This is a genomic window from Arthrobacter sp. B0316-1-20, from assembly GCF_059091865.1.
On record NZ_JBNHHC010000031.1, the window covers coordinates 1 to 24029 of the forward strand.

Consider the following 24029-nt stretch of genomic DNA (forward strand, 5'->3'; position numbering starts at 1 on the left):
TCTCGGAACTGGCCGACGAGTACGACCCCTACCACGCCACCGGGGAACTGAACTCGCAGGTGGAGGACAAGGCCGCCGCCGTCGCCCGCGTGCTGGCTGACTTCGCCCCCACACTGGCCGCCGCCCCGGCCGCCGGCGGGACCGCCGCCACCGCCGCCACCTGCCCCGCCGCCTACGCCGGAGCCGGCGTGAGCGTGGACCGCCTCGACGGCACCACCGTCATCGCCGACGACGGCTCCTGGTGGTTCAACCTGCGCCCCTCCAACACCGAACCGTTCCTGCGCCTGAACGCCGAAGCCACCAACCCGGCGCTGCTCAGCACCCTCCGCGAACATGTCTTGGCCCGGGTCCGGAGCGGCACGTGACGGCGACCGGCATTGATCAGGACGCCGTGCTGGATCGTTTTTATGCGGTGATCCCGGCCGGCGGTACCGGGACGCGGTTGTGGCCGCTGTCGCGGGCAGCTGCGCCGAAATTCCTGCATGACCTGACCGGTTCCGGGTCCACACTGATCCGCGCGACCTACGCGCGCTTGGAGCCGTTGTGCCACGGGCGGACGCTGGTGGTCACCGGCAAGGTGCACCGCCAGGCGGTCTGCGACCAGTTGCCGGAACTGGAGGACGCCAACCTGGTGCTGGAGCCGGAACCGAAGGACTCGGCAGCCGCGATCGGCCTGGCCGCGGCGATCCTGCACCGCCGCGACCCGGGGATCATCATGGGTTCCTTCGCCGCCGACCAAGTGATCGCCCCGGTGGAAGAATTCCAGCAGGCGGTGCGCGAGGCGGTGCATACCGCGGCCGAAGGCTACATCGTCACGATCGGGATCACCCCGACCCACCCGGCCACCGGCTTCGGCTACATCCGCTCCGCCGGGGCACTGCAGGTGCCCGGGGCTCCGAACGCGCATGCGGTGGCCGAGTTCGTGGAGAAGCCCGACGAGCAGGTGGCGCGCGGATACCTGGCGACCGGCGAGTATTCGTGGAACGCGGGCATGTTCGTGGCCCCCGTCGACGTGCTGCTCAAGCACCTGGAGACCAACGAACCTGAACTCTTTGCTGGGCTGAGCGAGATCGCCGAGGCCTGGGACACACCGCAGCGCGGCGCGGTGATGCGCCGGGTCTGGCCCGGCCTGCCCAAGACAGCCATCGACTACGCGGTGGCCGAACCCGCGGCGGCCGCCGGCGACGTGGCGATGATCCCGGGGTCCTTCTCCTGGGACGACGTGGGCGACTTCGCCGCCATCGGCCGGCTGAACACCGCCAGCGAAACATCCGGGCTGACGGTGCTCGGCGACGGGGCGAGGGTCTTCGCGGAGTCCGCCACCGGCGTCGTGGTTTCCGATACCAAGCGGGTCATTGCGCTGATCGGCATCGAGGACGTCGTCGTGGTCGATACCCCGGACGCACTGCTGGTCACCACCAAGGAACACGCGCAGAAGGTGAAGTCAGCCGTGGAACACCTCAAAGCCAGCGGCGACACCGACGTCCTCTAGTGCCTCAGCGAGGCATACGCCCGAACTTGGTTAGCATAAGCAAGGCTGCACGCTTCATCACCCAACCCGGAGGACATTCTGTTGCCCATCAGGCATTTATCACAAGACGGAACGCCGAAGAAGCGGCGTAGGCGCGGCTCACGACGCAAGCGACGCCGTATTTTGGCTTGGACTGGCGTGACCGTAGGGGTATTGGGCCTACTCGCAGCCGGCGCCGGCTGGATCGCGTTCTCTGCTCTGCAGGTCAAAGACCACCTGGAGTCCAGCATGCAGCTGGTTCCTCAGCTCAAAAGCCAGCTGGCAAGCGGTGACACTGAAGCAGCGAAGAGAACGGTGGCACAGCTTCAGCTGCATACCAGCGAAGCCCGTGCGAAAAGCTCCACCCCACTGTGGCGCGCAGGGGAGATTATCCCTTGGGCCGGCAACAACTTTGCGGCGGTTGCCGACGTGAGCGTGGCTGTGGATAGTGTTGTCCAGAGCGCTGCGCCGCTGCTGGGGTCGTTCGACCCTGCGTTACTAGCCCCGCACGACGGCCGGGTTGACGTTGAGGCCCTCCAGAGCCTCGCACCTAGCCTGGAGCGGGCCGCCACCGTTGCCCGCCTTTCCTACGAGCAACTGGCACAGATCGACCAGACTGAACTTTTGCCGCAGCTAGCGGGTCCGGTGGTCCAGGCCACCGACCAGTTCGCACAGTTGCAGGACGCACTGGACGCGTCAGCTACGGCTGCAAGGCTTCTGCCGCCGATGTTGGGTTCGGACGGTGAACGCAACTATCTGCTGCTGGTCCAAAATAACGCAGAAATCCGCGCCACAGGGGGAATTCCGGGCGCGTTGGCGGTCATTAGGGCAACTGATGGTCAGCTTGAGATGAGCGAACAGGGCAGCGCATCTGACCTCGGCCAATTCAGACCTGCTATTGAAGTGGACTCGGAGCAGGAACGAATCTACACGCCACGCCTGGGCAGCTTTATGCAGAGCGTCAATCTGACCCCCGATTTCCCCACAGCCGCGGTGACTGCGAAATCTATGTGGGAAAAGCGGCACAGCAAAGCCAGCGTCGACGGGGTCATAGCGTTGGACCCAGTGGTCCTTTCAAACCTCTTGAAGGCGACGGGCCCCGTGGATCTGCCCGGTGCGACTGCAGCTGCTACCGAGGACCTCCCGTTACCTGCAACCTTGACCAGCGACAACGTGGTGAAGACGCTGCTTTCGGATGTCTATGCGGCCATCGAAGAACCGGCACTTCAAGATCAGTACTTCGCGGCAGTTGCGGGCCAGGTTTTCACAGCCCTGACCGAAGGCAATGCGGACCCGCAGCAGTTGATCAGAGCGTTGCAAGACAGCACTGCTGAGAACCGGCTGTTTATTTGGTCCGGCCATGACGAGGAACAAGCCACCCTCGAGCGGACGACCTTATCGGGAACGATAGACGGGCCATCCGGAGCTGCGAACGGTTTTGGATTGTACTTCAATGACGGAACCGGCGCGAAGATGGACTACCACGTTCAACGGAAGGCCCACTTGGTGCAACGCTGTGATGCGGGTGGGGGCAACCGATATGCAGTGGAAGTGACCCTCACCAATTCAGCTCCGAAAAACGCCGCCGACGCGCTGCCTGAATACGTCACCGGCGCGGGCGCTTTCGGCGTGACACCCGGAAACGTCCAGACCAATGTGCTTGCCTACGGACCAGCAGGTGCAGTGCTGAGAGGCGCGGAAGTGGACGGAAAGCCTAGCCCCGTCGGCTCCTACGTCCATGCCAAGCGGCCGGTCGGCGCAGTAACAGTCAACCTTGCTCCAGGTACATCGACCACGGTTTTCATCGAATTCTGGAACGTCAGCCCGCGAAGCCGTCTTGACTTGCAGGTCACACCAAGTGTGCAGCCTCTTGCTCAGGTCTTGGGAGCCCGTCAAGTTGATAACAGCTGTACAACATCTGGTTAATTTCATGCCTGAGCATGCTAAGCAGATTGTGCGATTGATAAAGCTGCTGCTATCTTCAAACAAGATAAAACGTTAGATCACCCGTGCGGGCCGCGGGGAAGAACTCGCATCATTGATCAGGGAGACATTACGTGAAGAAAACGATCGCCACCATTACTCTGGCCGGCGCCCTCGCCCTCTGTGGCGCCGGCGCTGCGCAGGCGAGCAACCTTAAGTACCCGGCTGATGAGGTCACATTCGGCGTCAGCGATGGATCGATCCAGCCTGGCGAATCGGTAACCATCACCGGCTCGGGCTTCTTCCCGAATGAGCAAATCCGAATCCACATTACTAACGACCAGCCGCAGGCGCTGTTGGGCGGAGGCGGCGGATTCGGTGGTGTTTCGGCAGGCATTGTCATGATTCCGGCTGCAACCATCGCCGACACCGTCACGGCCAACGACGCCGGAGAGTTCTCTTACGAGGTGACCCTTACCGAGGAGGGTGTCTACACCATCACGGCCACCGGTGTGGAATCCGGATACAGCCAGCAAACGCAGGTGACCGTCGGTGATCCGGACGGCACAGCCGGTGGCGGCGATGATTCAGACGGAGCTGCCGGCGGCGACGCCGGAGACGACGCCGACGGTACTGCTGGCGGCGACGCCGGAGATGACTCAGACGGCACCGGCGCCGGGGCATCCGAAGACGGCTTGGCTAAGACTGGCCTTGACAACAACGGCCTGCTGCTTGTGAGCGGAGCGGGAGTTTTGGCATTGGGTGCCGGTGTAACCGCAGTGGTGGTATCGCGCCGCAAGCGAAGCGCGTAACCTCGCTCGATTACTTCAAGGTGTAGGGCCGGAACCTCTTGGTTTCCGGCCCTACACACTTAATAGGTCAAGCGTTTATATTTTTGCTCTTATCCGATTCTACGCCGGAGCATTCCTGTCCGGCTCTCAGCTAGACTTGTATGGTTTGAGGCACGTACCGCTAGGGGAAGGGCTGCACCAGTCGCGTGGACAGCAATCACATTGAAGAACAACCGCAGGGGCTGGAACTCCGTGATTACCTGCGTGTCCTCAGGACTTACTGGCGTGGTATTACGGCCATCACCCTGACGATCACACTGCTTTCCTTTGCCTGGGCGATGGTGCAGGATCCGGTTTACGAGGCCCAATCCACCGGAATGGTGGTGGTACCCGCCAACGAAAACATCAACGCCCTCAGCGCCGACAACCTTGCCAAGTCCAAGGCAACGAGTTACGCCAGTGTGGCCAAGTCACGGCCTGTGGCCGAAGACGTCATCGAACAACTCAACTTGACCCCGAGCCCAGAGACGTTGATGAACAGTATCGAGGTCGAAACCCCCTTAGATACTGCTGAACTGCGTGTCACCGCGTCGGCGGGGAACGCCCTGGAAGCACGTGCCCTTGCCGACGCCTGGGTCACAGCCCTGACCCAACAGGTTGAAGCGCTTGAAGCCGGCGCTGAGGGCAGGGAAACTGGTACGGGCGTAAGGATCGTGCCGCTGGCTGAGGCTGGCCTTCCCGACTCCCCAGCATCCCCCAACTTGAGGCTAACGCTAGCGATCGGGGTGGTTCTCGGGCTTATGGCGGGTGTGGCCTATGCGCTAATTCGAAACCATCTTGACCGCCGCATCCGCTCGGCGGAGCGGCTGGAACGCGAGTTCGGTGTTGCCGTGATCGGAACGCTCCCGGAGGACAAGCGGCTTGCCAGTGCCAGGACCGTGGTAGAAACCGGCTCCGTTGCCGCCGACCGCGGAGCCCACGGACTCTCCGAGGCTCTCCGTGAGCTGAGGACCAACCTGACCTTTGTGGACGTTGACAACCCTCCTCGGATTATGGTGGTCACCAGCTCAGTGCCGGCAGAGGGCAAGTCCAGCGTGACAGCGAATTTGGCTGTGACCATTGCCGCCAATGGCCAACGAGTCGTGGTGGTGGACGGAGATTTACGCCGACCTGTGGTGACGAACATGTACGGTCTGGTCCCGGGTGCCGGCGTCACCGATGTCCTCAGCGGCAGCGCCACGCTGGAAGACGTCCTGCAACTGTGGGGTCCGGCACCGAATCTTGCCGTCCTGGGATCTGGCCGAGTGCCGCCCAACCCGACCGAGCTACTAGGCTCGCAGGCAATGATCGACATGCTTCAGCAGCTCGCCGACCACGCCGTAGTTCTCATCGATGCTCCTCCGCTTTTGCCGGTGACTGACGCCGCCGTTCTGTCGAAGATCGCCGATGGAACTCTCGTAGTTGTCCGTGCCGGTAGAACCACGGACGACGAGCTGGGGAAGGCACTGGGAAATCTCCGCCGTGTGGACGCCCACATACTGGGCGTTATCCTCAACCGGGTGCCCACGGAAGGGGCAGACGCAGCTCAGTACGGATACTACGGCCAGTACTACCAGGACGAGCAAGCCGTCCAGGAATTTGCACCGAAGAAGCGTAGGGCGCGGATGAAGTCGCAGGCGGCTCCGGCCCGCCGAGTCCGAACATCAATCCCAGAGGACGACTTTGAAGCAGTTCTCACTGGTGAGAGCGCGCCGATGCGACACCGCGGCTAGCCGAAGATGCACTGCAAGACGCCGGAATTCCCGCGCTGGCTGCGGGGTTCCGGCGTTTCGCATTTCGGTTGGACGGTTTCCTCTTCGCGCCCTTCTTCAAGGCGTTGTCATCGCTGTCCAGCACCAAAGGTTCTTTCCCCACGGAAATTCGCGCAGCATACGGGATTTCGACGCCTGTTACATCCGTCGCCTCAAAGACTGTGCGAAGGACGCCTCTTTACTCGGTGAACACCGCGTCGATCACGCCCTGAGCCCACTCCAGAATCTGCCGGTCGGCCAAGTCCCTGCCGCCAATCCTCGCGGTCTTGGGCTTGGGGATCAGGATAAAGTCAAGTGCGGGTTTCACCTGCGAACCCGGGTACATCCGGGTCAGCCGCATCACCTTGGACTCCGGCAGTGCCGCCGGTGCGAACTTGATGAAGTTGCCCTGCACCGCCACATCCGTCAGCCCGGCGGCCCGGGCCCGGACCCGGAAACGCGCCACGGCAACGAGATTTTCCACCGGTTCCGGCAGCTCACCGTAACGGTCGGTGAGCTCGGCCACCACTTCATCGATGGCTTCATCGGTTGCCGCCTGCGCCAGCTTCCGGTAGGCCTCCAGCCGCAGCCGCTCCCCCGGCACGTAGTCGTGCGGCAGGTGGGCGTTCACCGGCAGCTCGATCTTCATGTCGGCAACCTTCTGCTCGGTCTCGCCGCGGAAGTCGGCCACGGCCTCGCCGACCAGCCGGATGTACAGGTCAAAGCCGACGCCGGCAATATGCCCCGACTGTTCCCCGCCGAGCAGATTGCCTGCACCACGGATTTCCAAGTCCTTCAGCGCCAGCTGCATGCCAGCGCCCAGTTCGTTGTGCGCCGCCACCGCCTTGAGCCGCTCCAGCGCCACCTCGCCGAGCGGTTTCTCGGCGTCGAACAGGAAGTACGCATACGCGCGCTCCCGTCCGCGGCCCACCCGGCCGCGCAGCTGGTGCAGCTGGGATAGGCCGTACCGGTCCGCACGGTCGACAATCAGCGTGTTGGCGTTGGAAATGTCCAGCCCGGTTTCGATGATGGTGGTGCAGACAAGCACGTCGAACCGCTTTTCCCAGAAGTCGACGATGATCTGTTCCAGGCGCGACTCGCTCATCTGCCCGTGCGCCACTTCCACCCGCGCCTCGGGGACCAGTTCGCGTATCCGCGCCGCCTGCCGCTCGATGGACGAGACCCGGTTGTGCACGAAGAAGACCTGTCCCTCGCGCATCAGCTCACGCCGGATCGCTGCCGTCGTCTGCTTATCCGTGTACGGGCCAACGAAGGTCAGCACCGGGTGGCGCTCCTCCGGCGGCGTCGCCAGCGTGGACGTCTCGCGGATACCGGTCAGCGACATCTCCAAGGTCCGCGGGATCGGCGTCGCAGACATGGCCAGCACGTCCACGTTGGTGCGCATCTTCTTCAGCGCTTCTTTGTGTTCGACGCCGAATCGCTGCTCCTCGTCCACGATGACCAGGCCCAGGTCCTTGAACTGGACCTCCTTGGAGAGCAGCCGATGCGTCCCGATGACCACGTCGATGCTGCCGTTCTTGATGCCTTCCATGGTGTCCTTGGCTTCCTTGGACGTTTGGAAGCGGGACAACGCCTTGACCCTGACCGGGAACCCGGAGAAGCGTTCGCTGAAGGTTTCGAAGTGCTGCTGGGACAGCAGCGTGGTGGGCACCAGGACCGCCGCCTGTTTGCCGTCCTGCACCGCCTTGAAGGCAGCGCGCACCGCAATCTCGGTCTTGCCGTAACCCACGTCGCCGGAGACCAGGCGGTCCATCGGAACTTCGCGCTCCATATCCGCCTTGACCTCGTTGATGGTGGTCAACTGGTCGGGGGTCTCGATGTACGGGAACGCTTCTTCCAGCTCCCGCTGCCACGGCGTGTCCGGGCCGAAAGCATGCCCGCGGGAAGCCATCCGCGCCGAATACAGGCGGATCAGTTCGCCGGCGATCTCCTTGACCGCCTTGCGGGCCTGACTCTTGGTCTTAGCCCAATCGGAGCCGCCCATCTTGGACAGGACGGGGGTCTCGCCGCCCACGTACCGGGTGACTTGGTCCAACTGGTCCGTCGGCACGAACAGCCGGTCCCCGGGGGCGCCGCGCTTGGACGAGGCGTATTCCAGCACCAGGTATTCGCGCATGGCCTTGGTGGGTCCGGCGCCGGTTGAGCGCTGCACCAGTTCGATGAACTTGCCCACGCCGTGCTGCTCGTGCACCACGTAGTCGCCTTCGGTCAGCTGCAGCGGATCCACGGCGTTGCGCCGCCGCGACGGCATCTTCCGCATGTCCTTGGTGGAGCGCGCGGAGGCCCGGCCCAGCAGGTCGGCTTCGGTCAGCAGGCCGAGCTTCAGTCCGTCGAAGACGAATCCCTTGCCCGTGCTGGCCGTGGTGATTTCGATCATCCCGGGCTGCGGCTCGTTCTCCAGCGATTCCACCCGCGCGGCCGGGATCTGCGCGTCATGGAAGAGTTCGGCCATCCGCGAGGCGGGGCCGGGACCTTCGGTGGCCACCACCACGCGCCATTGGTCGCGCACGCGGGAACCAATGAACTCCATCATCTCGGCCACATCGCCTTGGTAGCCCCGGGGTTCCCGGGCCGCAATGGTCAACGTGTCGATGTCCAGCACGGTTTCGTCGTCCGGATTGAACGAGGTGATGGACCACCAGGACACCTGATGCTCTCCGGCCGCCGCACGCGTGTCCGCCAGGGAGCGGAAGCCGGCCTGCTCCAAATCCCCCTGCAGCGCCAAATCCAGCGGCGCGTCCCCGCCGTCGGACGCCGTGGCCCAGGCAGCGGCCAGGAACTCGTCGTTCGTGGTCTCCAGATCGTGTGCCCGGCTCCGCACCTTTTCCGGTTCAATGACGACGGCGATGGACCCGGGCGGCAGCTCGCCGACGAAGGGCACCATGGCATCCACCAGCACCGGCGACAACGATTCCATGCCTTCGACCGCGACGCCGCCTGCGATCTTTTCCAGCATGTCCGCCGCGGCCGGCATCTGGTCCTTAAGTTTTGCCGCACGGCTCATCACCGACGGGGTGATCAGCAGCTCACGGCATGGCGGGGCGTACAGCCGGGTGGGATGTTTGACATGTTCGCCGGCCAAGGACCGCTGGTCTGCCACGGCGAACCAGCGCATTGATTCGACTTCGTCGCCGAAGAATTCGATCCGCACCGGGTGGTCATCGGTGGGCGAAAAGACATCCAGAATCCCGCCGCGCACGGCAAACTCGCCGCGCCGGCTGACCATGTCGACCCGGGCGTAGGCCGCTTCGGACAACCGGCGGACCACATCGGTGAAAGCGATTTCGTCGCCGACCGCCAGCGAAACCGGCTGCAGCTCGCCCAACCCCTGGACCAGCGGCTGAAGTACCGCACGCACCGGCGCGACCACCACGCGCAGCGGCGCCGCACCGTCGTCGTGCTTGAGGCGGCGCAGCACCGAGAGCCTGCGCCCCACCGTGTCCGATCGCGGCGAGAGCCGCTCGTGCGGCAACGTTTCCCAGCTGGGGAACTCCTCGATGGATTCGTCCGGCAGGTAGCTCCGCAGCGCCGCGGCCAGGTCCTCGGTCTCCCGGCCGGTCGCCGTCACCGCCAGCACAACGCCACCGGTGGTCGACGAAGGTTCGACGGCTCCGCGTGGAGACCCTCCATCCTCCAGCCCCTGCACCATCTCTGCCAGCAACGCTGCCCGCAACCCAGGCGGTGCACCGATCTGCAGGTCCTCGCTGCGCTCGTCCACCGGCCGGGCCGACTGCAGCCGCACCTTGGCGAACGACGAGTCCTCGGCAAGGGCGGCCAGCAGTCCGTTCAAGCTCATGGTGGTTAATTCTCCCGGTCAGCGTGCAACACGAATACCCGAAGTTCGGCAGAACCCCGGGGTGACCGTTCAACTTTACCGCGATGCTGGACTCAGCGCAGTGCGACGTAGACCAATACAGCTAGCACGCAGACCGCCAGTACCGCTACAACGGTGTTCGCGATACCTCGCTGCCGGGCGGACGTGAGACGGTTCCACTTGCGGCGAAGATTCCGAAACATAGGCAGTCCCCCAGACTGATCGTGGTGTCGGCGCTGCGGGCCCCCTATGACGCCGCTTCCCCTGCAGCCAACGTACTAGCCGATGGGGACTGCCGGAACAGACGCCGCCGAACGTTACCCGGCTGTAATCTGCTGCAGGCACACCAGTATGATGAGTGCCGGACGATTGTTCTCAACCACACGGGAGTCTTCATGGCGCTCAGCGCTTCCACCACCCTGCCCTACCCCGCAGCCAAGGTCACCGAAACCTTTACCGACGAGGCGTTCCTGCGCCACATCAGCGAGTTGGTCGGTGGCTCCCTGGAGTCCGTGCAGCGCGACGGCGACGTGTCCGGCGCCTTCACCCTGACCGTGGTCCGCAAGGTTCCCAGCGCGCGGCTGCCGGAAATCGCCAAGAAGATGCTGGGCGACTCGCTCACCGTTACCCAGACGGAACGTTGGCAGGCGCCCGCAGCAGACGGCTCGCGGACAGCCGACGTCACCATGAAGGTGGCCGGCGCGCCGGTGGACGTCAACGCCGTCCAGCATCTGGTTGCCGACGGCGGCTCCACCCGCGTGGACCTGACCGGCGACGTGAAATCCTCCGTTCCGTTCCTGGGCGGGAAGATCGCCGCGGCCGCTGAACCCATGCTGGGCAAGGCACTGAACATCCAGGCGCAGCAGGCCGAGGCCTGGCTGTCCGGCCGCTCCTAACCCGGAAGCCGCAGAAGTGAACATTCCAGCAGCCCTGGCCTGGGTACTGATCCTCGCCGGAGTGTGGGCCCTGCTTGTCTGGGCGCCGCATCTTGTCCGGGTGTGGAAGGATCCCCGCTCCAAGGACGAGAAGGGGGCAATGACCCGCTACTTCACCATGCAGTTCATGAAGGCGTCCACCTCCATGATCCTTGGTGTTGCCACCTTGGTGATCGGCGTCCGCGGGCTGGCCGGCTAAATATGCGCAAACCGCGCGCGTGTACCTCTCCTCACTCAGATTTTGTAGGGTGAAGGCCCGACCGCTGACAGTCGTCGATTCCCGTGCAGGCTACCCAGATGGTACTGGCGAAAGCTACGCTAAGTCCGCTGCAGTTACGAGTCACGCTGACGTCCGATGCTCGGCATTAGGTGATCCGGCGTGATGCGTGTCACTTTCCGATCCGAGGGTCTTCCTTGCGCCCTTCCCCGCAAGGGGGACAGTGCCGCTGGGGTCCGGTCGAGGGAGATCCGGAGCAGCGCGACGGCCGGCGTGCTCGCACCGGGCGTGCTGGGGGTCCCCGTCAGGGACGGCTCAGCGAGTCACCCGGCGGCCCGATCCTCACCTCAGATTGCGGACCGGGACGAACGTGTAGCCGAGATCCTTGATGCCGGTGACCGTCTGCTCGAGCGAGTCGAGGCTCAGGTAGGGATGGAAGAAGAAGCTGGCCGTGGACTCCCTAACGACCAGTTGCGCTTCCGCCCGTCGGATGATGAACTCTGGATCCCGGATGGCGTTGTTGTTCTGCTCCTTCTCGGTGATGTAGCCGAGGTTCTCGGGGTACACCGTGGTGCCGTAGATGTCGTGGACGGTGTACGGGAAGTGCTGGCTGTAGTAGGACGTCGGGGTGATCCGCTCGCCCGAGATCATGCCGGCGTAGTAGTCCGACTGTTCGTACCGTGCGTCGTACACCTCGGCGATGGCGGCATAGGCGTTGACGGACGCCGCGTAGTGGGGGGTCTCGAAGACCGTCGGTGCGCCCAGACCGGCGTCGATCATCACCTGCCGGCCGTGCTCGATCCGGGCGACGTGCTGCTCGACACTGTCCTCCGGGACCGGGCCGATCTTGGTGATGTAGGACGCGACCTCGCACTCCCCGAACTCGTGGGGCGGCCGGGCGGTGTCCGTGCAGCCGTACTGGTAGAACTCGTAGTCCTCGCCCGTCCGGCCGCTGTACGGGTTGTCGAGGGTGCCGTACTGGTGGCTGGTGCCGTGCTGGATGAGGGTTCCGCCGCGGGCCTGCATGTACTTCAGCGCCTCGACCACCTGCGGGGTGTCGAGCAGGCTGAGCCCGTACCAGCCGTCCTTGTCCGGGGTGCGGGCCACGTGAACGGGCGTGACTGCCACCTGGAAGGGCACCCCTGCCTCGTGCAGGTAGTCGGCGACCTTCCGCAGGTCGTCGGGATCTGCTTCGGGGCCCACCTCCTCCAGGCGCAGAGCTGCTTGCCGCACCGGTTCCGTCCCGGGCGCGAGCAGGTCGTAGTACAGGTCCGTGAAGATCAGATAGAGGTCGTTCTGGTCGATGTAGTTGAGGGGCACCTCGGTCAAGTAGGTGAGGTGGCCTGATCTTACGGCCCAAGCCAGTCCGGTCGTCGGGGACCCGTCGGCGACGTCACACGGAACGGGGCGCTGCGGGTCACCGCACACGATGGTCGCGAGGACCTGGGCCTTGCCGGGGTCCACGACGCGCGGACTGTAAACGGTGTCGGAGTTCAGGGTGTTGCGGCGCACGGAGCGGTCCTCGTACGAGACGGCTTCCACCTGCTCGGTGCTCACCTCCAGAGGAGCAGTGGGGTCCCAGCCGTACCGGGACACGAAATCCTCGGTGGAGCCCGGCTCGTAGCCGACGAGGTCGTCGATGTTCTGCGCCACCCAGAGCACGGGCACGGTGCCCTCCCGGATGTCGGTGAGGAAGGCCTCCGGCGGTGCGGCCGCGTAGTCCGTCCCGAGGTAGACGACGGCGTCGAAGTCTTCCATCGTGTCCGCGGTGTAGTCGCCCACGACCGCGACCTCGGCCTCGCCGAAGTGCGTGGCCAGGTTCCCGGCGGCCATGCCATAGAGTTCCGCGTTCTCCGGAGCGGTACCGGTGCCGTCGTAGAGCACGAGCGTGCGCGCCCCGCCCGGTTGGCCGAAGCGCGGTGAGAACTCGGCGGTCTTCCCCGCCGACGCGTCGGCCCCGGAGTTCGTCACCGTGGTGTAGCGCTGAGCCAGCGGTGAGTTCTCCCCGTCGACGAGGCTGTCGTCGGTGAGGCCGAAGACGGCGCCGGCGGCGACCAGGGGCAGGGACACCAGGGTGGTCACCCAGCCCAGGCGTCCTCTCCTCGACAACTGGTGCTGCTTCTCCATGGCTCTTCCTCGCGTGTGGCGGCTCCGCGGACCGGCGTGGAGCCCGCGGCGGCGGTTCTCAGGCGATGGGGACGGCTGCTGCCCAGCCCCGGAACTCCTGCACGGTGTCGTCGTGTCCATAGTGGCGGGCCAGGGCCCGGACGGTCCGCTCGGCGGCGTGACCGTCGCCGTAGGGATTGAGCGCCCTCGCCATGCGCCGGTAAGTCCGTTCGTCCTCGATGAGGGTGGACACCGCGTCGACGATCGTCTCCTCGTCCGTGCCAACCAGTTGCACGGCGCCCACCGCCACCGCCTCCGGCCGTTCGGTGGTGTCCCGCATGACCAGCACCGGCTTGCCCAGCGAGGGCCCCTCCTCCTGCACCCCGCCGCTGTCGGTCAGGATGATCGAGGATCGCTCCAGCAGTGCGCAGAACTGTGCGTAGGGCAGCGGTTCCGTAACCAGGACGTTGGGGCAGTCCTGCACAGCCGGCAGGATCGCCTCGCGCACCAGGGGATTGCGGTGCGCCGGGAAGACGAAGTCGTGGTCCGGGTGCGCTGCGGCCAGCCGGGCGATCGCCCGGCCGACTTGGCGCAGCGGTTCTCCCCATGACTCGCGGCGATGTGCCGTCACGAGCACCACGGGACGTCCGGCCGCCAGCCGCGCGCCCAGTGCGGGGTCCTCGATCCTCGGCCGGGAGGCGACGGTGATGAACAGGGCGTCGATGATCGAGTTGCCCGTCACCACGATCGAGCCGGGAGTGATGTTCTCGCGCAGGAGGTTGTCCCGCGCGGCCCAGGTCGGCGCCAGGTGGAGGGACGCCATCTGGCCGGTGAGGCGACGGTTGATCTCCTCGGGGTAGGGCGAGTACTTGTTGCCCGTCCGCAGCCCCGCCTCGGTGTGCACCACCGTGACGCCGGCGTAGAAGGCCGCCAGGGACGCGGCGAAGGTGGTCGTCGTGTCGCCCTGCACCAGGACCGCGTCCGGTCGGTCGTCCTGGAAGACCTGCGCCAGTCCCAGCAGCGTCCGCGTCGTGATCTCGGTCAGCTTCTGACCCGCGGCATGGATGTTCAGGTCCCGGTCCGGGACGATGCCGAAGGACTGGTTGACCTGGTCCAGCATCTCGCGGTGCTGGCCCGTGACGACCACGCGGATCTCGAAGCGCGGATCGTCGCGCAGCGCGATCACGAGAGGTGCCATCTTGATGGCCTCGGGCCGTGTGCCGTAGATCGCCATGACGGAGATGGGCGTCCTGGAGGATGAGTGAGACATGGGTTGCTCCTGGTGCGATGGGTGTCCGGTGGGCCCGAAGGCCCTGGTCAGTCGGAGGCGGCGTCGAGGATGTCCAGGTCGGTGAAGCGGACTCTCGCGTCCTCGGTGTACAGGCCGATGGTTCCGCCGCGGTACGGTCTTTCGTCGTCGGTGATGGTTGCGAGCTCCCGCCCGTCGACGCTCACCGTCATGCGGGGCCAGTCGTGCTCCACGCGCACGCGGTAGTCCTGGCCGATGGGGAACTGCGGTTCGGAGCCGGTGGCGATGAACCGCTGGTTGCCGGGGTAGGCGGGGTCCTGCTTGGAGATCTCCCACCCGTTGGGCTTAAGCGCCACGGCGTAGAAGTGCTCGTCGTCGCGGAGGTTCCACAGCACCCAGCCCACCTCCCAGACGTTGGGCGGGCCGTCCCGCACCTGCGCCTCGGTGTGCACCGTCACCTCGAAGGTGGGGTCGGTGTAGGAGCGGGTGGTGTGCACGAGACCGCCGTGGGTGATGTCCGCGGAGCCGGCCGACTTGGGATGGAGCACGACCTCCTCGTCGTGGCCCGAGGCCTCGCCGTTACCGGTGTACATCACGGTCCACCGTCCGATGACCTCCCCGTCCGACCAGGGGCCGGTGTGGCGCTGGCCCAGCCCGACGGCGGCGACGGCGGCGATGGAACCCACGAGCAGGATTGTGCCCCCGAGCCACAGTGCTGTCCTCATGCCGGTGCCTTTAACGGGTGATCCAGCTCCTGCGCGGCCGAGTCCTGGTCGTCGGTGGTCCGGTCCGTCTTCGCCCAGGAGTTCCGGCCCGCGAGGGAGCGAAAGGCAGCTTTCCACCCGGCGACATACCAGAGGACGGCGTAGCCGACGTAGACGTGCAGGAGCACGAGGGCGCTCAGCGGCCCGAAGCCGTGACCGCGTTCGAGGTGCCAGTAGACGGCCCCGAACATCAGCGCGGGTCCGAACGCCACGGCGTAGGCCGAGACCCACCACCACGAGAAATCCAGGGACCCCGTGACGACGCCAATGCCGATGCTGACGATCCACAGCAGGAAGGCGGCGCTGAGGAAGGAAGCGAGCAGGATGAGGTAAGGGCTGGTCAGGTGGTAGAGCAGGTCCACGCGGCGCGCGCCGGTCAGGTCCCGCAGCACCCAGGGGACCAGCGTCCAGGACTGCAGATGCCCCTGGAACCACCTGGTCCTTTGTTTGACCCAGCGCCGGGCGTCCACGAGACCCTGCTGGTGCACGGCCGAGGTGGAGCAGAAGTCTATGTTCCACCCCCTGATCAGCAGTCGCACGCCGAGGTCGAGGTCCTCGGAGAGACTCCTGGACCAGGGTGCGGGGCCGAGACTGATGAGGGCCGAGAGCCGCACGAACTGCCCGTTGCCACCCAGCCCCACGCTCCCCAGGTGCCGGCGGCCGCGTTGGAAGACCTCGGTGTAGAGCACGAACTCGATGTCCTGCATCCGGGCCAGCAGGTTCTGGTGGCGGTTGTTGATCCGGACGCCGATCTGGACGGCGCCCAGCCGGGGATCGGCGAAGAGCGGCATCACTTCGTCCAGGGCCTGCGGCTCCATCCGCCCGTCGGCGTCCACGACGCAGACCACGACGTCCGAGGGGTCGGTGCAGGGGCCGAGCGCCCCGGAGCGGATGTGCCGGATCGCCGCGTTCAGCGCTTCGCCCTTGCCCTGCCGCGCGGTCGGCAGACGTCGTTGCAGCAGGCTGACCCGGGGATCGGGGTGGGCCCGCACGATGGCCGCTGTGCCGTCGTCCGAGCCGTCGTCGATCACCAGGACCTGCATCCGCGGGTGGTCCATCTCTACGAGCCGATCGAGGCTTGCGGCGATGACGCGTTCCTCGTTGAGACAGGGCACCACGAAGATGACGGCCTTCTCGGCCGCGGTCGCGGGGAAGGTCACCGCTCGACGTCGCGCGTACGCCGGTTCGAACCGGGACAGGACGAGCATCAGCACACCGTACAGAACCGACAGGAGCACCAGGCTCACGGCCAGGATCAGGACGAAGTCGATGCGCTGGCCGTACAAGATCATCATGGTCTTGGTTCCCTACTCCCGTGCTCCATGGCGGTCGGCCGTGGAGTCGACGTGCCACAACGGTGTCGCGGGCTGCGGACCGCCCACTGCGGCCGGCCTGTTGTGCGCGAGGCGCCGGCGGACGGAGCGAGCCGTGCTCAGAAGGCCTGACACCACGACGGCGCCGAGCATGAAGAGCAGGTAGGACAGGAACAGCGTCATCGAGACCATCAGCAGGAATCGTCCTCCCATCTGGAGCCCCGACTGCGCGGCCTCCGCCGACGTGAGAGCGCCCATGGGCGTGACAAAGTACGGCATGTGAGGTGCTCCTCGGACCCGAAGTCGATCCGTTCCCCCGATGGATCGGTGGGCCCATCCCCCCGGACGGACCAACGGATTCATCGTCAGCATCCGGTTCACACCTCCGCCACTGCTTCTCGCGCGGGGACGGCGAGCCTGACTGCCCCGGATGGCCCTCGGCAAAGAAGAAAAAGGAACACGGTCTGCCTCCAAATCACAAACGGCTTGAGATTTGTACAGCTAAGTTCCGGAGCCGTGACAAACGCGTGACTGAGGCATGATCGCCGGCTGGAGCGTTCTTAACAGACAGGGCAGTCTGCACGGAAAGCTCAGGGCTACGTGTTACTACTCCTGTGCCTCGGCCAGTCCCTGGTACCAATCGGTCACATGCGCCAGGACTGTGTCCAGGTCAGCGGCATAGCTCGTTGTCGCCTCGGAGTCATCCTCAGTCCGGGAGGAAAGGCGGGCCCGGAGCGGCTTCGCGTGCTCGGCTTCACGCCACACGTTGATCACCAGAGTGCCCGGGTTACTGGAAACTATGCCGCCGTCTGACGCCTCAGAAGCTGATTCGACTGTCAAAGATTTGCTCCTGCTAGTCGTCGATACAAGGCAACTGCTTCACAGTCCCCGTGTCGGATAAGGTTTCCAAGATCAAGTCTTATCACGGGAACCTAAAGAAGCAGGCTCCTGCACGACACCGATATAACACCTTTTGTAAGCCATTCCATAGTTTCGGAAATGTCCGCCGTTTCCCCCGAGGAACCATGTCAAGATGCCCGCTTGGATCGATGGTGGAATCATTTGATTTTGCCCGGACGGGCAGTGGTCTAGTGCCTTGTTTTGGGGTGGTCAGGGCGAGCAGTTCGGCGCAGAGTGCCTGGACCTGACGTTTGGATGGCGGCCGGATTCAGCGGCGTGTTTTCCTTGATCAGCCTCGTCTTGACGGCTTTGCGGACCGTGCCTTCGTCGGCGAGGGTGCGTTGGTACGGGGGTTGCCGGCGCGTCGTACTTCTTACTGATCTTGGCTCCATTCCGTTCCTCTTTTTGACCAGCTTCTGCTGCGCACTGAAATGGTTCGTGAGCAGCCGTTGGAGCGCCCAGATCCTGTTCAGCAACTCCAACTCGGCAGGAGTGTCGTAGAGGTGGTACCCGACGGTCTGGCGCACGTTGTGCCAGTTCTTCTGCTCGATATGCGCCCCGTCTTTCTTGTTCCCGGAACGGGACCTGGTGAACGTCAGTTCCTCTTGTTCACACCATCGGAATTTCGAACCTTTGTCCGAGTCGATGCCAAGGATCGGGAACGGGAACTTTGCGGTAGCTTCCCTAATGGCAGCGAAGGCCCATTTCTAGGCCTCGTTTTCACCGAGACGGTCTCTGTCCAACCGCTGGCGATGTCAGCGATGTCCAGGGTGAAACAGAACTGGCCCTTGGAGTTGCCGCCTTCATGTCCGACCAGATCGATCTCTACAAATCTCGGTTTGGCGTCGTCCCACTCGGCCCAGGTCCTCATCGGAATCGAGTCCTTCAGCAGTGTCCCGGGCTTGGTATGCGACCGTCCCCGCGGTTCCGGTTTCGCCCGCTCGGCCTTCAGCCTGCGGTCGATCGTGGCAGGGTCGATCTTCAGCAGCAGTTTCGCGGTGCTGTCATCGATCTTAAGTTCCTCGAACCGGCGCAGCCTCGGGACCAGGTCCGGCAGTGCCGCTGCGAGCAGGCGGCCGCACGGGTGCCCTGGACCGCCCAGCAGAACCGCAGCGCCTCGGTCACCGGCTCGCCGTAGAGCGGCGGCCGGGTCCGGCGTAGCTTGACCGGTTTGAGGGCCAAAGCCTGCCGCAAGGCCTTGCGGGCATGATCGCGGTGCCATCCGGTCAGGGGGCACGAGCACCGCTGAGGCAGACGCGCCGCTACGCGGGCATCTTTGATGAGTCAACGCGTTCCCTTTCCATGGGCTTGCTAATGGGGTACTTTGTCTCAAACAAGCAGAAGGACGGACTAGAAGCGTCGCTTGCCTGCCAACGGCGGCAGAACGTGTGCGTAAAACTGGTGAGCTAGCAGTGCTCACCATCGCCGGCGTCCATGGGGGGAGCCGCAGGGTATGCGTCACGCGAACTTCTTTTGCCGTGCACGTGATTTAGCGCTTGTTGGGGGAAGGTATGGCGCAGGACGATGACGGACAGTTCAAGTTAAATCTTTTTCAATGCTTCCAGTTGTGGCGGGACGGGACAGAAATCCGCGTCGCGTCGCGGCAGCAACGGTTGATAGCTGCCTTGGCCATCTATGGCCCCCGGCCCCGTCGTTACTACAGCGGCCTTTTGTGGCCGGACAGACCAGAAGCACGTGCAATGGAAAGTCTACGAACATCCGTCTACTTGACATCCAGCCAGGTTCCGGGGCTTTTGGTAAACGACGGCCAAGTGCTGTCTTTGTCAGACCGCGTCACTGTTGACCTGCACGATGTGGTCAATAAGGTCAAGCGTCTTGGCGAATTTGGCTCGGAGTTATCGGACGATGCTTGCCTCGCGTGCCTGCACTCCGGAGATCTGCTGCCGGGCTGGTACGACGACTGGGTGTTCCTTGAGCAGCAGCGGCTGCGGAACCTACGACTGCGCGCATTCCTTATGCTGGCCCGCCGCTGGATCGACGAAGGCGACGTTCACAAAGCTGTCGAAGCGGCCGAGAGCGCCCTCGAGCTGGAGCCGCTGCATGAAAGCGCCGTCGCGCTGCTCATCAACGCGGAGCTGAAGGCGGGAAACCGTGCCCGTGCTTTACGCACATTTCAGGCTTTCAGGACCAATTTGGGCGTTGAGTTAGGAATAGAACCATCGGAGCACCTCGCGAGAGTTGCTGCGGGTATCAATTCGAACAGAACGTAGCCTCCACCGACTACAAAGACACGCTGCTCGTCGACCGGCGCGCCATTACGGCGACGGCATCGCTTCATCACATTTATCAAGGTCCTCGATTCGAGAACCAGAGACTGCAGCTGCAGCGGGGCTCGTCAGTTCGCCGCCAGCAGCGCTTCCTCCAGCGCAACCCAGGCCAGCATGGCGCACTTGACCCGTGCCGGGTAGCGGGAGACGCCGGAGAGCGCGGCGGCGTCACCGAGGATTTCTTCGTCGGCCTCGATGCTGCCCCGGGAACGCATCAGTTCGCGGAAGTTGTCCACCACTTTGAGCAGTTCCTCCCGGTCCATGCCCTGGGCCAGCTCGCTGAGCACCGACGCGGACGCCATCGAGATGGAGCAGCCCTGGCCGTCCCAGCTGATGGCGGAAAGCGTGATTGCAGCGCCGTCGTCGTGCACGGCAGCCCGCAGCGTGATTTCGTCCCCGCAGGTGGGATTGAGCATGTGCGACTCGCCGGACTTGTCGCCCGGCGGCGGATCGGCCAGCGGCGACCCGTTCCGTTTTTTGGCATGCTCCAGAATGATCTGCTGGTACAGCTGCTGCAGTTCCGCGCTCACGTTAGTTGGCTCCAAAGAACGGGCGGACCCCGGCGACCGCGTCCAGGAAAGCGTCGACGTCGTCCGTGGTGTTGTACAGGTAGGTGCTGGCCCGGGTGGTCGCCACCAGGCCCAGCCGCCGGTGCAGAGGCTGCGCGCAATGGTGGCCCACGCGCACCGCGATGCCCTTGTCATCCAGGAACTGCCCCACATCGTGGGCGTGGACGCCGTCTACATCGAACGCTGCCAGCCCGATCCGCTCGGCGCCGGCGGCGGGTCCGAGCACGCGGACACCGTCGATGGCCTCCAGACCGGCTACCAGCCGCTGTCCCAGCTCCGTTTCCCACGCATGGATCCGATCCATGCCCGTCTCCCGCAGATAGTCCACGGCCGCGGCCAAGGCCACTGCCTGCGAGATCCGCTGCGTCCCGGCTTCGAAGCGCTGCGGCGACGGCAGATAGTTAGCCCTTTCCATCGTCACGGTGGTGATCATGGAGCCGCCGGTCAGGAACGGCGGCATCGCGTTCAGCAGCTCCGCCTTCCCATACAGCACGCCGATCCCGGTGGGACCGAGCATCTTGTGCCCGGAGAAGGCAGCGAAGTCCACGTCCAGCGCCTTCATGTCCACGCCCATGTGCGGCACCGACTGGCACGCATCAAGCACGACGGCGGCGCCCGCCTTCCGCGCCAGCCGCACCAAAGCGTCAACCGGGTTGATGGTTCCGAGCACGTTGGAGGCGTGGGTGAACGCCACTACCTTAGTGCGCGGGCCAATGATGTGTTCGGCCTCGTCGAGGCGCAGGGCACCGGCGTCGTCCACCGGGATGTAGCGCAAGGTGGCACCGGTGCGGGAGGCAAGCTCCTGCCACGGAATCAGGTTGGCGTGGTGCTCCATCTCGGTTACCACCAACTCATCGCCCGGCCCCAGGACGAACCGCGATGCTGCCTCCCCGCCGCGTCCAACGCTGGCGTTGGAGAAGGCGTAAGCAACCAGATTGATGGCCTCGGTGGCGTTGGACGTCCAGACCACTTCGTCGATGCCGGCATTGATGAAGCCGGCGACGATTTCGCGCGCATTCTCGAAGGCGTCCGTGGCCGAGACCGCCAGCGTGTGGGCGCCGCGGTGCACGGCAGCATTGCGCTGTTCGTAAAACTCCTGCTCGGCCTCCAGCACGCACACCGGGTTCTGCGAGGTGGCGCCGGAGTCCAAATAGACCAGTGGCGAGCCGTTGACCGACTGGCTGAGGATCGGGAAGTCGTTGCGAATGCGCCGGGCCTCGGCGTCGTCGATCATGCCGGCGGCATGTCTGAGCGTTGCGGGTGTGGAAACCACAGACACCTTGGGGTGCTCCTTGGATCGATGATGGGAACCAGTTGTCCCGCACGTGCCATGAGCCGACATTACGCAAGACAAGTCTGAGCTAATCATCCCACTTCCGCCGATGGTGGTCACGTGAGTGCTGCCTTACCCGGAGATACCACTGCCCCAACCCACTTATTGCTCACCCGTCCCGAGGCGCTGTCCATCGGCATGATCATTCCTGCGGCGGGCGCGGCCAGGGGTCCTTGACGAGGTCATGCCGGGTCGGCGTCGACAACGGCTTCGGGGGTGCAGGCTAGTAAGCCCCGTCTTTTCCGACTACTGCCTTGGCGGTCTTAATCATGATGGTCAGGTCACCGGCCAAGGACCAGTTCTCCACGTAATAGAGGTCCAGCCTGACGCTCTCTTCCCACGAGAGGTCGGATCTGCCGCTGACCTGCCACAGGCCAGTGAGGCCAGGACGAACGAGAAGCCGGCGGTGGGTGTATTCCTCGTAGCCTTCCACCTCGCTGGGCAAAGGCGGCCGCGGCCCAACCAGAGACATGTCCCCCACGAGTACATTCCACAACTGTGGCAGTTCATCGAGCGAATAGCGGCGGAGGAAAGCCCCGACCTTGGTGATCCGGGGATCACTCTTCATCTTGAACAGCACACCGCCGCCCTCGTTATGAGCCGCCAACTCTTGCAGGCGATCTTCGGCGTTGGGAACCATGGAACGGAACTTGTGCATGCGGAATCTGCTGCCCCGGACGCCCACCCGTTCCTGATGGAAAAAGACTGGACCGGGGCTGTCCAAGCGTACCGTCAGGGCAATCAGCAGCATGAGCGGCGAAAGAACCACCAGTCCGAGCGCGCTGGTGACGATGTCCAGCAGGCGCTTCCAGGCGTATTTTGACCCCTCGTAGTTGGGCATCTCGACGCTCATGAGCGGCAGGCCCTCTACCGGGCGCCAGTGAATGCGCGGGCCCGCGATATCCACCAGACGGCTGGCCACAACCAACGATGCCTGCGTGGACTCCAGCTGCCAGCTGAGCTCCTTGAGGTAGCGCTGGCTCTCGGCTGGCGAGCCGGCCACGATCACTGTGTCGAAACCCTGTTCCTCGACCAAGCGGACTACGTCTTCCGGCGCTCCAACGATCGGAATGGCCGGCCCCTCCGGCAAATCGACCTCCCTGTCAACGGCAGACCGGACTGCCGCCCCGGCCAGAAGGTAGCCCGATTGCGGGGTCTTGAGGACCTTCCGCGCTACGTATCGAACGTCCGGCATCTGGCCGACAATCAGGGCGCGATCCATATATTCGCCCCGTCCGCGTTTCCGGAGCAGCATCAGCCGCCAAAGATGCCGTGTCAGCAACAGTAGGACAAGACCCACGGGCAGCGCGATGGCAAGATAGCCGCGCGCAATGGGGAAATCCACCAACATGGTGCCAATGGCGAAAACGCCGAAGGTCCCCATGGTGGCATTGATGACACGACGGTATTCGTCGTTCCCGATTGCCAGTACGGGCAACGCACGGCTGCGCGTCATGGCCAGCGCCGACAGCCATAAGCCAGCCAGAAGGAGTGAAACTATCCAGTAGGCACGAGGCCCGCCGAGAAAGGTGAGGTCCTCCTCGGCGACGCCAAAGCGAATGAGTTGTGCGACGAGCAGCGACCCGACGACCACAATCAAGTCGCTGGCCACCAAACGGCGCTGAAGGACCCGCCCCCATGGCCGCGAGGGCATGGTTGCCGGCGCGGCGCCGCCCGCGGATGCGGTACTGCCCTCCGCCTGCTGCCGACCGGGTGGATCGATTAACGTTTCCTCCCGCACCGATACTGCCATCCCCCACTGCCTTCCAAGGTATTTAGTGCTGCCCCAGCCGAGTCGATATCAATTCTACTAACTATGGGATAAACGATTCCTCTACCGCGAGCAGTCGGTCAAGAGCGGGCACCAGTTCGCGGCCCATCTGCTGGTACACACTATCGTCCCGGCGGTAGGGGTCCACGACGTCGTCCTCGCTGGGATCCATGGCGCGCGTTTCAAAACGCTTGAGCGCAGCCAAGTGTGGTAGCCGCTTCCAGCGGACTTCGACCTCCTCGGGCGCCGTGCCGCCAGGAATCTCCAGCTCAGGATCGTTCTGCACTGCCTCCAGCATCCGTGCCAGTTCGCGAACCGTAAAGGTGCGCTTCAGCAGGCGCGGAGCCAGATTCAAAACCCGGTCGCGGTGTTCGGTGGACATTGCGAGCACCAGCGTTGGGTCGGCCAGATGCTGTTCCGTGAGATGGCGGGCGACAAAGCCCTCCGAAACTCCGCCGAAGACGTGCAGCAACCCCGCGGCACGTGCATCCATCGGCGCTCCAGCGAGTGCCTGGATGCCGGCGCTGCTGACCTCAAACATCCCCGGCCTCACGTCATCGAGTCGGGATTGAAGCAGGCGCTCAGCCATAGGCGACCGGCAAACATTGCCGGTGCAGACAGTCAAAATCCGGATCATATTCGAACTCTAACCCGTCCTCGTGGCCCCCCATACACACGCAACACTCCCGTGGTCGAGCTGAGCATGTCTTTGGCACATCCTGAGGAGTTCCTGCG

General features: G+C 64.4%; 18 protein-coding genes and 1 pseudogene. 8 read left to right on the plus strand and 11 right to left on the minus strand.

The features are described from left to right. The 5 genes and pseudogenes from manB to AC5RW2_RS31540 form a co-directional block, all read left to right on the plus strand. A pseudogene (gene manB / locus AC5RW2_RS31520) lies at positions 1-365 on the plus strand (phosphomannomutase/phosphoglucomutase); the annotation flags it as partial. After that, the gene (locus tag AC5RW2_RS31525) at positions 362-1492 is read left to right on the plus strand and encodes a mannose-1-phosphate guanylyltransferase (RefSeq protein WP_493963451.1); all 1131 of its coding nucleotides are present in this window, start codon (positions 362-364) and stop codon (positions 1490-1492) included. The pseudogene manB and the gene AC5RW2_RS31525, both read left to right, overlap by 4 nt. Positions 1493-1669: 177 nt before the next feature. Further along, the gene (locus AC5RW2_RS31530; protein ID WP_493963450.1) at positions 1670-3436 is read left to right on the plus strand and encodes a DUF4012 domain-containing protein; all 1767 of its coding nucleotides are present in this window, start codon (positions 1670-1672) and stop codon (positions 3434-3436) included. A gap of 131 nt (positions 3437-3567) precedes the next feature. Continuing rightward, a complete protein-coding gene (locus tag AC5RW2_RS31535; RefSeq protein ID WP_493963449.1) occupies positions 3568-4245 on the plus strand; it encodes an LPXTG cell wall anchor domain-containing protein in 678 nt (225 codons plus the stop codon). A 185-nt stretch (positions 4246-4430) separates the two neighbouring features. Then, positions 4431-5996: a tyrosine-protein kinase domain-containing protein gene (locus tag AC5RW2_RS31540; protein WP_493963448.1), complete on the plus strand. Its 1566-nt coding sequence runs from the start codon at positions 4431-4433 to the stop codon at positions 5994-5996. 217 nt (positions 5997-6213) lie between these two features. Here AC5RW2_RS31540 and mfd read toward each other — a convergent pair whose 3' ends face one another. Next, positions 6214-9831, minus strand: a complete 3618-nt coding sequence (gene mfd, locus AC5RW2_RS31545; RefSeq protein WP_493963447.1) for a transcription-repair coupling factor — start codon at positions 9829-9831, stop codon at positions 6214-6216. A 413-nt stretch (positions 9832-10244) separates the two neighbouring features. Between mfd and AC5RW2_RS31550 the strand changes: the two genes are divergently transcribed. Then, positions 10245-10745 carry a DUF2505 domain-containing protein gene (locus AC5RW2_RS31550; RefSeq protein ID WP_493963446.1) on the plus strand — a complete coding sequence of 167 codons (501 nt, stop codon included), beginning with the start codon at positions 10245-10247 and terminating at the stop codon, positions 10743-10745. A gap of 16 nt (positions 10746-10761) precedes the next feature. After that, on the plus strand, positions 10762-10983 hold the full coding sequence (locus tag AC5RW2_RS31555; protein ID WP_493957228.1) for an SCO4848 family membrane protein: 222 nt from the start codon (positions 10762-10764) through the stop codon (positions 10981-10983). A gap of 360 nt (positions 10984-11343) precedes the next feature. Here the strand turns inward: AC5RW2_RS31555 and AC5RW2_RS31560 are convergent, their stop codons facing one another. From AC5RW2_RS31560 to AC5RW2_RS31585, 6 genes are all read right to left on the minus strand, one after another. After that, complete coding sequence (locus AC5RW2_RS31560) at positions 11344-13128, minus strand: DUF2334 domain-containing protein (RefSeq protein WP_493963445.1); 1785 nt, start codon at positions 13126-13128, stop codon at positions 11344-11346. 58 nt (positions 13129-13186) lie between these two features. Next, positions 13187-14377, minus strand: coding sequence for a non-hydrolyzing UDP-N-acetylglucosamine 2-epimerase (wecB, locus tag AC5RW2_RS31565; RefSeq protein ID WP_493963444.1), 1191 nt, complete (start codon positions 14375-14377; stop codon positions 13187-13189). A 47-nt stretch (positions 14378-14424) separates the two neighbouring features. Continuing rightward, on the minus strand, positions 14425-15081 hold the full coding sequence (locus AC5RW2_RS31570; protein ID WP_493963443.1) for a YfiR family protein: 657 nt from the start codon (positions 15079-15081) through the stop codon (positions 14425-14427). After that, complete coding sequence (locus AC5RW2_RS31575) at positions 15078-16415, minus strand: glycosyltransferase family 2 protein (protein WP_493963442.1); 1338 nt, start codon at positions 16413-16415, stop codon at positions 15078-15080. Before AC5RW2_RS31575 ends, AC5RW2_RS31570 begins: the two co-directional genes overlap by 4 nt. A 12-nt stretch (positions 16416-16427) precedes the next feature. Then, positions 16428-16712: a hypothetical protein gene (locus AC5RW2_RS31580; protein WP_493963441.1), complete on the minus strand. Its 285-nt coding sequence runs from the start codon at positions 16710-16712 to the stop codon at positions 16428-16430. Positions 16713-17039: 327 nt separating this feature from the next. Beyond that, a complete protein-coding gene (locus AC5RW2_RS31585) occupies positions 17040-17273 on the minus strand; it encodes a hypothetical protein (protein ID WP_493963440.1) in 234 nt (77 codons plus the stop codon). Positions 17274-18844: 1571 nt separating this feature from the next. Here AC5RW2_RS31585 and AC5RW2_RS31590 point away from each other — a divergent pair. Continuing rightward, positions 18845-19564 (plus strand): AfsR/SARP family transcriptional regulator, encoded by a 720-nt coding sequence (locus AC5RW2_RS31590; protein WP_493963439.1) that lies wholly within the window; start codon positions 18845-18847, stop codon positions 19562-19564. A 125-nt stretch (positions 19565-19689) separates the two neighbouring features. Here AC5RW2_RS31590 and sufU read toward each other — a convergent pair whose 3' ends face one another. From sufU to AC5RW2_RS31610, 4 genes are all read right to left on the minus strand, one after another. Next, positions 19690-20151, minus strand: a complete 462-nt coding sequence (gene sufU, locus AC5RW2_RS31595) for a Fe-S cluster assembly sulfur transfer protein SufU (RefSeq protein WP_493963438.1) — start codon at positions 20149-20151, stop codon at positions 19690-19692. 1 nt (position 20152) lies between these two features. After that, positions 20153-21469: a cysteine desulfurase gene (locus AC5RW2_RS31600; RefSeq protein WP_493963437.1), complete on the minus strand. Its 1317-nt coding sequence runs from the start codon at positions 21467-21469 to the stop codon at positions 20153-20155. A gap of 277 nt (positions 21470-21746) precedes the next feature. Next, a complete protein-coding gene (locus tag AC5RW2_RS31605; RefSeq protein WP_493963436.1) occupies positions 21747-23276 on the minus strand; it encodes a sugar transferase in 1530 nt (509 codons plus the stop codon). A 61-nt stretch (positions 23277-23337) separates the two neighbouring features. Further along, positions 23338-23931 (minus strand): arsenate reductase/protein-tyrosine-phosphatase family protein, encoded by a 594-nt coding sequence (locus tag AC5RW2_RS31610; RefSeq protein WP_493963435.1) that lies wholly within the window; start codon positions 23929-23931, stop codon positions 23338-23340. Positions 23932-24029: the final 98 nt, after the last annotated feature.